Origin of the sequence: Pengzhenrongella sp. (assembly GCF_036565025.1) — a bacterium.
Lineage (GTDB): Bacteria > Actinomycetota > Actinomycetes > Actinomycetales > Cellulomonadaceae > Pengzhenrongella.
Genome location: NZ_DATCNW010000182.1, coordinates 1 through 10,070 on the forward strand (window position 1 = coordinate 1; position 10,070 = coordinate 10,070).

Consider the following 10,070-nt stretch of genomic DNA (forward strand, 5'->3'; position numbering starts at 1 on the left):
ACTGACCCTCGGGTCGGACGGCGCGGTGCTCCTCGAGCGCACCACTGACGGCGGGGTCGGTGCCGCCGTGGCGGTCCCGGCCCGGAAGGTGACCGCGGTGGACACCACCGGGGCCGGCGACGCGTTCGTCGGGGCGCTCGCCGTCGAGCTCGCCGCGGGCAACGGGCTCGAGGCGGCGGTGCGCCGGGCGACCGACGTGGCCGCGCTCGCCGTCGGGCGCCGGGGAGCGCAGGAGTCCTACCCGACGCTGGCCGAGGTGGAGGCGTCGTGCTGAGGCGCGGCATCCTCAACGACGCGCTCAGCGGCGCGCTGGCCCGCCTCGGGCACACCGACCTCGTCGTGGTCGGCGACTGCGGCCTGCCCAGGCCCGACGGCGTCCCGGTCGTCGACCTCGCGCTGACGTTCGGGGTACCGACGTTCGCGCAGGTCATCGACGCTCTGGCGGCCGAGCTCGTCGTCGAGCAGGTCGCCGTCGCGAAGGAGACGGCCGATGCGAACCCCGCCGCGCTCGCCCTGCTCACCGCCCACTTCGGCGACCCCCGCTGGATCACCCACGCCGACCTGAAGACACAATCCCGCTCCGCCCAGCTGTTCATCCGCACCGGCGAAGCCACCCCCTACGCCAACGCGATCCTCCGCTGCGGCGTCCCCTTCTAAGAAACCCCCTCCGCGAGAGTGGAGTTATCGCCCCCGGAAAGGGTTTTCCCAGGGGGGGTAACTCCACTCTCGGCGAAGGGGTTTGGTTTTCGAGGTGGGCCTGGACGACGGCGGTGTCGAGGTCGCCTAGGCCTTGGGTGGTGAGGTCGGCGAACGTGCGGTACGGGGCGTCGGCCTGGACGCTGGGGGTGCCGGTGCGCCGGGCCTCGGCGGTCGTAGCCCGGATCGTGCGGGACTACGCGCCGGCCGCAGTCACGATCGCGTCGGTGGCGAACCCGGCAATCAGCCCGACGAGCAACCCGTACGCGAGGAGGTCCTGCCGTCGCGTCTTGGCTGCGATGCCGAGCAGCTGGATCACCACGTACAGGATCGAACCCGCAGCCAGGGTCAGGAACACCACGCTGACGGCCTCGCTGGTGAAGCCATGCCCGACTGCCGTGCCCAGGAACGTCGGGCCGCCGCCGATCACGCCGAGGCCGAGCAGGAACCTCCAGCTCGGGCGGGTCGTCGAGCCGTCACGGACATCGTTCGATGCGTCGGCAGCCAGCGGTGCGACGATGCCGAAGCCCTCGGTCGCGTTGTGCAGTCCGAACCCGATCACGAGCAGCGTCGCGAAGGCGACCTCACCCCGTGCCGCGGACTGGCCGATGGCAAGTCCCTCGGCGAAGTTGTGCAGCCCGATACCGACGGCGATGAGTAGCGCCAGCCGCCGGGCGGGTGACCACGAAGCCAGCCCCTTCGGGTTCACAGTCAGCTCACCGACTGTCATCGCCCCGGGACCGAACCGACGGGCGGCCGAGGCCGAGCCCTCGTCCGAGCGGATCGCACGCCCCATCCACCGCTCGTAGAACACCAGGGACAGCAGCCCGATCGCAAGGCCGCCCGCGAACAACGCGCCATAGCCGAGGACCGGGGCCAGGCTCCCATGGTTGTCGTGCACCTCACCCAACGCGGTGTCGATCGGCTCCCACGCGTGCGAGAGCACATCCCACACCAGGAACAGCAGGATCCCGATCGCGACGGCGTTCAAGAGCGCCCGCAGGCTCGGTGCGGGCCGGCGCATCCGACCCACCGGCAGGCCTAGCAGGATCGTCACCCCGGCGATGAAGCCGAGCAACAGCGTCTGTGACATGCCCATCGGTGTCTCTCTTCCGCAACATGTATTAGGTGATCCTAAGTTCTCGGTCCTTAGGGTGACCTAACCGCGACTCTTTTGCAAGTCCGCTAGCCGCCGAACATCACTTACCGCCACCCAAGTCGCTGGCGCGACCAGCACTTGGCGACCGCTATGGGGTGTCTCGTCCTCGCTTGAGGCGAGCGGGGCCTCGTGGACTGACACCTCGCGGATCCCGGTCCTCACCTCGGCTCGCCTGACCGGCTGCGCCCCGGCGGCGTTCGTGGCATAACCTCGCTGGCGCCCCTGACCGAGAGACGTCACCCAATGTGACGCGGCCATGGTCATCGAACGTGACGCCCCGCGCTGGTTACCGCGGTTGTCAACGCCTGGCGAGAATTGACCCCCTTCTGCCGCAAACTCGCCCGGCAACTGGGGGTTAGCTTTCACGAGGCGTCGACAGCTGGTGACCGCAATACAGCAGACTTGGCGTGTGCACCTCGCGAAGTTCCCGCCGAAGCAACGACCCGACCGGCTGACCACCATCGTCGCGACCCTGGGCCTAATCCTTTATGCCGTGGTGTCCCCATTCTCGTCCGCCCCCCTTGCGCCGCCGGTCCACCTGTCCCAGGTCCACCTGTCCCCGGTGCCGGCGCCCGGAACCACGGTGTACGGCAATGACATCTCCTGGCCCCAGTGCGCGAAGAGTGACGGCGGCAACGGACTGCCGGGTCCCCAGGACAGCGCATCGTTCGCGGTGCTGGGCCTGACCGACGGCGGGGCGTTCCGAGCCAACCCCTGCCTGGCCAGCCAGGTCGCCTCGGTCAGATCCCGTCATCTGTGGGCCGGCGCATACGCCATCTCGACCTATCCGACCGATGCGGAGCTAGCCCGCTACGGGGGCACCGGAACGCTGACCCAGCAACTACGTCGGGTCGGGGCCGCCCAGGCCGCCTTCAACCTCGGCACCATGGCCCGGGTTGGCCTGCAGTCACCGATGATCTGGGTCGATGTCGAGCCCAGAACGCGATCGCCGTGGTCGGCCGGCGCGGACCAGAACAACGCCGTCATCGACGGTGTCATCGCGGGCTACCGGGAAGCAGGCATACACGCAGGCATCTACTCATACGACAAAGCTTGGAAGGCGATCACCGGTGCCCGGAGTATGCCGGGTGTGCCCACCTGGGTGCCGGTCGGCCAGGCGAGCAAGTCGCAGGCCGCAGCCCGGTGCGTCACGGCGAGCTACGCCGGGGGTAAGCCCTGGCTGACCCAGTGGACCGACAACGTGTACGACGACAACCTCACCTGCCCGGGAGTCACCGGGCAGGCCGCACGCGGCAACCTTCTGACGCCCTACCTCAACGTCCGCCTGGCCGGCGGGTCACGCGGGAGCGCGGTCGTGATGCTGCAGCGAAGTCTGGGCGCGCCAGCCGCCGACGGGGTGTTCGGCCCCGCGACACGGGCCAGCGTTATCGCCTTCCAGCGCGAGCACCACCTGCCGGCCAGCGGCCTGGTCGGCAACGCCGAGTGGCGGGCGCTGGGTGCAGGCACCGGCACGTATACCCGCCCAGCGCCCGGATTCATGGGCACCCTGTTCGCCTCAACCTGAGCAACGGCCTATGGGCGCTGAGACGAACTACTCGGCTCCAGGCAACCCTGCGATCACATTTTGAAGGCCATCTCGCAACTTTCGGGCAGCGCTCTTGTCTACCCCGAGCCGAATCGGGAACTCCCAATCCTTGATCGCCTGGATCGCCTCGTTTACCGAGTTGGCAAGTAAGAGCAACTCGTCCTCGGAGAGCCTGAACAGTATCCGGTGCTCGGCGTCCGTACGCTCGAGTTCCGCCTCCATCAGCTTCTTCCCGTTCGTCACGGGTGCGACCGGCCAGGATCGCATCTACGACGGCTGGCCCGACGTCGCGCTGGAGATGGTCGCCAGCCGAACGTTCGACGGCCGCCTCCAGTGCCTCGAGTACGTCCCGACCGTGCTCAGCGGTCCGCCGGACGGCGGCTAATTCGACGTCGTCGCTGAGGTCGTCGACACCGCAGACCTCATGCCCGCCCAGGCCGCCCTGCAGATCGCAGACGCCGTCACAGTAGGTGGGCTCGACGCCGTGGCCGCCGATCCATGCCATCGTGGGAGAGGCCCGGAAGGCGTACCGGATCGTGTCTCCTCGGCGAGAAGCGGCGCGCGACGGCGGCATCTGCCGGGCGGACCGAGAAGGTGATGGTCGTGCGCAGATCTGCTGCTGTGGTTACGAGCGCCATCTGGTTCGTGGTCACCGGCGGGGTCGGGCCGTGCTTGTTCCGTGGTGGCTGACTGGTTGGCGGTTGCGGCATCTGCTGCACTACTGGTCCGTGGCCGAAGCCGTGGGCATCGTGCTGATCGTCGCGGGCCTGATCGCGGTGGTGCACGTCTTTGTTCAGTTCGTGCGGGCAGGGGGAACACCGATGCCGGGCGCGATGACCGGGCACCTGGTAGTGACAGGCCTCAACCGGTACGTACGCAACCCGATCTACCTGGCGGTGATGACCCTTTTCGTCGGGGAGGCCCTGCTGTTCGGGCAGTTCAGCATGCTGGTCTACTCGATCACGGTGTGGGTCGGGGCCGCCGCGTTCGTGCGCTGGTACGAAGAACCTGCGCTGGCCGCCCGCTTCGGGGCGGACTTCGACGCCTACCGTCGTGCGGTGCCCGCTTGGCGTCCCCGGCTACGTCCTTGGACCACCAGCGGCCCCTCCACCCGTGACGCTGGAACTGGCGAGGCGACCTGAGCCGCCGACGACCGCAACGGGATCCACGAGTCGCAGGTCGGAGCCGGGCGAGCAGTTGGGGCGAGGGTTGCGTGGGAACAGTCCGCCGCCCCTTCCATTGGGGAGTCGTGGTCGTTTGTGCGCCTGAGGAGGGCGGTGCGATCCCCGACGTGAAGCCGGGCCGCGCAGTTACGGGCGACGAGCACGGCTTGATCGCGCTCGTCCGTCACGCCCAGGACGTCGAGTCCTTTGCGGAGGAGTCCGAATGGGCCGAAGCCGAGGTCCTCGTGCGACTCTTGCCCGACGATGCCCCGGAGTCCGCAGACAGGCGTGAGATCTACCGAGGCGTTCTGCATACTCCGAGCGGCCGGGTCAGCGTGGGGGATGCGGACTCCGAGGTCATTCATCCTGCCCACCCTGGTTGGACCCGCATCGTCGTGACGGTCGATGCAGAAGTGCCGCAGGATGATCTGTCCCCCGACGCGATCCGAGTCGATCTCAGTCCTGGCGAGTAGTCGCACACCCTCCCAGGACGCACTCGGACCGCGGCATGTCCGGACGTCCTTCGGGAAGTTCGCTGGCATCATGCGCTACGTGGAGACGGTCACGCTTTGGCGTCCGACGGGGCCGAAGGAGCTGGCCCTGGTCGAGGAATCCGGTTGGCGCTCGTGGCCGCCGCGGTTGCCCGATCAGCCAATCTTCTACCCGGTGCTGAACGAGGAGTACGCGACCAAGATCGCCCGCGATTGGAACGTGAAGGCGAGCGGCGTCGGCTACGTGACGCGCTTCGAGGTCGAGAAGTCGTTCATGGATCGCTACGAGGTCCAGCAGGCTGGCGGTCACACGATCCTGGAGTACTGGATTCCAGCGGAGGACCTGAAGGACCTGAAGGACCTGAACCGGCACATCGTCGGGACGATCGAGGTTGTCGCCGAGTACCGATAGGCCGTTCGGCCACCGGCACGTTTCGGGGAGCGGCGCCGCCCTCAACGCGCCATGAGCGGGCACTTCACGCAAGCTCGCCCTGGGGATCGGGTGCTCGTGTGGAGCGTGGGTGCTCCTCGTCACCGTGCGCCCGGAGGCGAAATGACACCATGATGAACACGCTTGTCTTGCCCAGGAGCAGTGACCCGCTGCGACTAGCGTGCGCGGGTCATCGAGGGCCGGAACGATGCGCCTGGTCCTCGGATCAGCCGCCGGCTCCCGGCGGATCGAGCGGGGCGCCGTCACCGTTGGGCGGCAGGTCGCCTCGCTCGACCGGGACCTCCGCCACCGGGACGTCGGCGAAGAGGTGGCCGAGTTCCTCTGCCCCCGGCACCCGGACCCCCTCAGCGGCTTCGCGCATGGTCGCCGACTCGACGTCCACACCATCGAGCGCGACGTGCACGTCACCGCGTTCAACGGCGCATCGCAGCACCAGCTGGGGCTCCGAGGAGTCGGGCAGCTCGGCGCACGCGGCGACGTTCGGGGTCGGGTCCCGCGAGGTGGTGAGCATCACGGTGCCGACGGCCCCGCCGCCGGACCTCACGTAGATCGCCGACATGCCGTCGTCGCCCATGACGCCCACGGACTGCGTAGCGAGCTCGAAGCCCTCGACGCCGGTGACGTACACCAGTTCGGGTGCGATCCCGGCGGGCTCCGACCACGTGGCGATCGCCGTGGGCTGCGCCGGATCGGTCGTCGTCACTTCCTCTGCTCCGGCGGGTCCGGCGCACGCGCCGAGCGCGAGCACTGCGGGCACGAGGAGCACGACGACGGCGCGCCGGGGGCGGGTCACCGACGAACGATATAGGTGCGGGACCAGACCGATGAGGCGTTCCGGTCGCTGGCGCACCGCGGGCGGCCTCGCGCGCGGCGGGGACCCTCACGGGTATGGCTGTTGCGTCGGTGTTGGGGGTGCACCCGACCAGCGGCTGGGTGTGCACCCGACCAAACCGCCACACGAACACGGCGTCGTCGCCGCTGAACGACAGTTGACTCTCTTATGTGATCGTGCGGCGTGGCGGAGCTGGGCCAGCCAGCGAGACCGCTACGGCCCTTGCCCCGCGCTTGAGGCGTTCCCGCAGAAACGTCTCGTATTGCAATTTGAGACGGCAACGTTCACATCGTGAACCGTGACCAAACCTCCGCGTCGGACGTTCCCGCGGGAATGCCCGACGGCGCTGCGCGCGCGGCACTGGCTGCTCAACGGACCGTAACGACCGTTCAGTTGTGGGCGCGCCAGTTGCGATCTCCTCGCCGACACACGTCCCAGGGCGAAGGTCAGCGTTCCGCGAACGAAGACTCGACAAGCGTCGCCGTTCTGGACCACCGTCAGGTCCTATCGACGCTGTGGGTTGAGCCAGAGTGTTCCGGTAGCCGATCCTCTGCCGAACGCGCTCCGAAGAGCATCGATGGCTGCCACTACAGTGCCGAGATGACCTACGGACTATTCGGCAAGTTCACGGCTCAGCCCGATCGGCGCGATGACCTGGTTACCTACCTGTTGCAGGCGGCCAAGTTGCTTGAGCGCAACTCAGGATGCATCCACTACATCGTCAGCACGTCCGACGAGCCCGAGGCGGTGTGGGTCTGGGAGGTCTGGACCGACGTGGCCGCCCACGACGCGTCGCTCGAACCCGAAGACATCAAGGCGCTCATTCAGGAGGCGCGACCGTTGATCGTGGGGATGTCTGATCAGACCCAGCTCACAGTGCAGGGTGGCAAGGGTCTGCCTGGCTGAACACTGTCACCTTGAATGTCGTGCCGATAGCCGATAGCTCACCGGGCGAGAACGCGAGCCTCCATCGCGGCAGATCCGTGCGTCGCGCGCGATCCGGCCCGGATCGTGGACCACGAGTGGTTGAAGTCAGGTCAGAGCTGGGGAAGCTGCTCTGGTGATTGTCGCTCGTTCGAAAGTACCCATACGTGCTCACTGAAACTCCCCACCCGCGTGGCTCCGCCGAGATCGGCGGGGCTCCCTCAAAGGCAGGCGGTCCCTGACCACTCACCAGTTCAAGGAAGCCCCTCCGCTCATGCTCGCGGGGAGGACGACATCGACGTTCAGGCCGTCGGTCGCCGACCCGCCACTCCAACGCTCAGCGACACCCGAGGAACTTCGGGACCCAGCACTTGACGACCGTTATGCGGTGTTGAGCGACTTGGCTGAGGTCGCTGCCGACAACCCAAGACCGAGCGCCAGCGCTACAAGGTGGGAGGATCGGCTCCCGTGCGCGTGTTGAAGCGGCGCGAGGTTGCGGGTGAAACCAAACTACGTCAGAGGAGCCACATGCCGCGAGTGACGACATGGAAAGTTCCGGCTGGCCTGTATGCGCTGGGCATCGTTGCCAAAGTGCTGCTGAGCATCCTCGTGAGCGACGGCGTCGGTACCTGGGTCGGTGGCGCCCTTGGCTTCCTGGCGATGGTGGCTTTGGTGCTGTACGGGGTCTATCGGAGAACCGCCTCGGCTCTTGTGCATCCGCCGCAGCACGAGGGGTAGCGAACTGTGGGCGGGCATTCAAAAGCTCGCCCGGGGCGGCCCCCGGGTATTTCTCAACCCAGATCGTCAGGGACCGACCTGCACTTGGCCGCCGAGGTCGAGGTCGAGGAATACTTCGCAGCGGCGACCCGACTGCTCGGCGCGACGCAGAAATAACGGCGTCGGATCGCACTCCTCCTGAACACCCCCTGCAACGCAGTTATGAACGGAACGCTTGGCTTCAGCCGAGCGCAGCCACCCTCAACTGCCCGGTCAAGGTCCAGTAGACGTCGAGATCCGTGCGGCCGAGGTTGCCCAACTCGTCGGCTCCGCCAAGAAACAGCGGGACCTGATAGCCCACGCATTGGTCAAAGCGGACTGGTTCAGGATGCCCGCGCAGCCACTGCTCGAAGAACTCAGACGCGAGGGCCGCGTCGGTGTACTCAGTCAACTCCGTCTCGTGGAACGCCGAGAACGCGGTCGGGATCTCCAACGTTTCGCCCGCACCGACGTCGAACAGGAGTACTTCGGGGTCGTCGCGGGTGCCACGTGAAGCGTCGAGCGAGAACTGCCTGCCGAGCCAGTCCATGCCGAAGCAGGCGACACGCCCACGAACTCTGGATACGCAGCGCCGACGAGCATGTCGGCCGCCGCAGCGCTGGATCGAGTGTGGAACCGATACAGACCGTGTCCGAGCGTGGAGCCAGCCATGCCGCCGAGCGCGGACCGTATGCCTGGCGGAGGCGAGCCCGCATCAGCAGGACCTGCGATCGGTGAACCCGGGATCATGGCCGTGAGTCGCTCGAACACGATCCTCAACCTACCGGCGGGACACCGGCCCACGAGCCCGCCGGCCGCCGTGAGCGAAACGCCGGCCGCCGTGATACTCAGCGGCATGAGCGGGCGCACCATCCCGCGGACGGAGGGCCGCCCGCCCCGTAAAGTCGAGGCTGAACCCGCCCAAGGCGCGTCTGCCCGGTAAGGGCGCGCCCGGCCGCAGCAGGTGAGGGTGGCAGCCCGTTCAAGCCGGGCCGGGTCCGTGACGGGGTCCTCGCGCTGCGGTCGCGATTCGGGCCCCCACCGCGGTAGACGACCGTCCGCGCCGTGGCATGAGCGTTCATGCCATGCCGCCATCGGCCCTGCGGCATTGTGAGTGCGTCCGCGCTGACTACCTCAGCTGGGCCAGACAAACGGCTCGGTACTCCCACGCCGCCGAGTTCGTCGCGCACTCAGCGGCGTACTGCTCGGCCTCGTCCCGAGTCGCGAACCGAAACGCCTGGGACTCCCGACCCCAGTCCTGACCTTGACGTCCGGCTTCCTCACCGCACCAGAACAGCGCGCTGCCGTCATTCAGGCGCACCGATACCGCCCACTCGTTGACACGGTCGGGACGTCGGGACTGACCCTTCTTCGCCACCCGGTAAGCATCGCAGTCGGCATGCCGCAGCACCCGCTCGTCGGCATGAGCGGACGGTTGCGCTGCCCGTGGCCGCCAACGGCGGGATGAAACACGCGACCCGATAGGGACACGGCCAGCAAGCCGCCGGAGAGATGCCTCGGGCCCCGGCCGCGCTGCCCGCCGAACATCACTTAACGCCACCCAAGTCGCCGGCGGTCGTGCCGCGCACGTGCAGACGAGCGAGCCACCCCCCACGCGACTACTGGGATCAGCGGCGGAGGGGGACATCAGACAGACGCTCGACCGCGGCGAGGATGTCATCACCGCTTGGAGTCACGGTCTGCGTGATCAGCACCAAGGTTGTTCCATAGATACGGGTCGTCATTCGTTTCCTCGGTGAGAGGCGGTGAATGTCGGCGGCTCGCTTCGGCACGAAAGCGATGTAGTAGAGGGGGTGCGTGACGAAGAGTAGACGCGGCTTGACCGGTCCCAGGCGCACCTCTCGGAGGGTTTCCCAGGCGACCTGGTCGTGCCGGTCGAACGTAACGCCGACGTAACTGGTCAGGTGGTGGCGGGGTACCAGGGGTCTTGGCTTGTGAGGCGGTTGAGCGCGTCGAACATGGTGATGCCGTGCTTGGCGGCGGTCGCGATGTAGGAGCGGATGGCGGCGAAGTCTTTCGCGCCTTTCATGG

The 10,070-nt window shown here is 67.6% G+C and carries 13 protein-coding genes and 1 pseudogene; 9 read left to right on the forward strand and 5 right to left on the reverse strand.

The window, feature by feature from the left end:
- Both VIM26_RS10565 and rbsD read left to right on the forward strand, forming a co-directional pair.
- On the forward strand, positions 1 to 274 hold a 274-nt coding region (locus tag VIM26_RS10565), incomplete at its 5' end, for a PfkB family carbohydrate kinase (protein WP_331950899.1).
- Positions 268 to 657: a D-ribose pyranase gene (gene rbsD / locus VIM26_RS10570; protein WP_331950901.1), complete on the forward strand. Its 390-nt coding sequence runs from the start codon at positions 268 to 270 to the stop codon at positions 655 to 657. The genes VIM26_RS10565 and rbsD, both read left to right, overlap by 7 nt.
- 235 nt (positions 658 to 892) lie before the next feature.
- Here rbsD and VIM26_RS10575 read toward each other — a convergent pair whose 3' ends face one another.
- On the reverse strand, positions 893 to 1,795 hold the full coding sequence (locus tag VIM26_RS10575; protein WP_331950902.1) for a hypothetical protein: 903 nt from the start codon (positions 1,793 to 1,795) through the stop codon (positions 893 to 895).
- A gap of 469 nt (positions 1,796 to 2,264) precedes the next feature.
- Here VIM26_RS10575 and VIM26_RS10580 point away from each other — a divergent pair, with 469 nt between their 5' ends.
- Positions 2,265 to 3,380, forward strand: a complete 1,116-nt coding sequence (locus VIM26_RS10580; RefSeq protein WP_331950904.1) for a peptidoglycan-binding protein — start codon at positions 2,265 to 2,267, stop codon at positions 3,378 to 3,380.
- A gap of 27 nt (positions 3,381 to 3,407) precedes the next feature.
- Here VIM26_RS10580 and VIM26_RS10585 read toward each other — a convergent pair whose 3' ends face one another.
- Positions 3,408 to 3,644: a hypothetical protein gene (locus VIM26_RS10585; RefSeq protein ID WP_331950921.1), complete on the reverse strand. Its 237-nt coding sequence runs from the start codon at positions 3,642 to 3,644 to the stop codon at positions 3,408 to 3,410.
- Between VIM26_RS10585 and VIM26_RS10590 the strand changes: the two are divergent.
- The 4 genes and pseudogenes from VIM26_RS10590 to VIM26_RS10605 form a co-directional block, all read left to right on the forward strand.
- Positions 3,631 to 3,786: pseudogene (locus VIM26_RS10590) on the forward strand (deaminase); the annotation flags it as partial. The gene VIM26_RS10585 and the pseudogene VIM26_RS10590 overlap by 14 nt on opposite strands.
- A gap of 343 nt (positions 3,787 to 4,129) precedes the next feature.
- A complete protein-coding gene (locus VIM26_RS10595; RefSeq protein ID WP_331950906.1) occupies positions 4,130 to 4,543 on the forward strand; it encodes an isoprenylcysteine carboxylmethyltransferase family protein in 414 nt (137 codons plus the stop codon).
- Between the two features lie 188 nt (positions 4,544 to 4,731).
- A complete protein-coding gene (locus VIM26_RS10600) occupies positions 4,732 to 5,037 on the forward strand; it encodes a hypothetical protein (RefSeq protein WP_331950908.1) in 306 nt (101 codons plus the stop codon).
- 70 nt (positions 5,038 to 5,107) lie between these two features.
- On the forward strand, positions 5,108 to 5,467 hold the full coding sequence (locus VIM26_RS10605) for a hypothetical protein (RefSeq protein ID WP_331950909.1): 360 nt from the start codon (positions 5,108 to 5,110) through the stop codon (positions 5,465 to 5,467).
- A gap of 244 nt (positions 5,468 to 5,711) precedes the next feature.
- Here VIM26_RS10605 and VIM26_RS10610 read toward each other — a convergent pair whose 3' ends face one another.
- The gene (locus VIM26_RS10610; RefSeq protein ID WP_331950911.1) at positions 5,712 to 6,299 is read right to left on the reverse strand and encodes a hypothetical protein; all 588 of its coding nucleotides are present in this window, start codon (positions 6,297 to 6,299) and stop codon (positions 5,712 to 5,714) included.
- A 639-nt stretch (positions 6,300 to 6,938) separates the two neighbouring features.
- On the opposite strand from VIM26_RS10610, the gene VIM26_RS10615 reads away from it, so the two are divergent.
- A complete protein-coding gene (locus VIM26_RS10615; protein WP_331950913.1) occupies positions 6,939 to 7,244 on the forward strand; it encodes a putative quinol monooxygenase in 306 nt (101 codons plus the stop codon).
- Between the two features lie 486 nt (positions 7,245 to 7,730).
- On the forward strand, positions 7,731 to 8,000 hold the full coding sequence (locus VIM26_RS10620; RefSeq protein WP_331950915.1) for a hypothetical protein: 270 nt from the start codon (positions 7,731 to 7,733) through the stop codon (positions 7,998 to 8,000).
- Between the two features lie 220 nt (positions 8,001 to 8,220).
- On the opposite strand, the gene VIM26_RS10625 is transcribed toward VIM26_RS10620, so the two are convergent.
- A complete protein-coding gene (locus tag VIM26_RS10625) occupies positions 8,221 to 8,568 on the reverse strand; it encodes a T6SS immunity protein Tdi1 domain-containing protein (RefSeq protein WP_331950917.1) in 348 nt (115 codons plus the stop codon).
- Positions 8,569 to 9,646: 1,078 nt separating this feature from the next.
- A complete protein-coding gene (locus tag VIM26_RS10630; RefSeq protein WP_331950919.1) occupies positions 9,647 to 9,877 on the reverse strand; it encodes a hypothetical protein in 231 nt (76 codons plus the stop codon).
- Positions 9,878 to 10,070 lie beyond the last annotated feature (193 nt).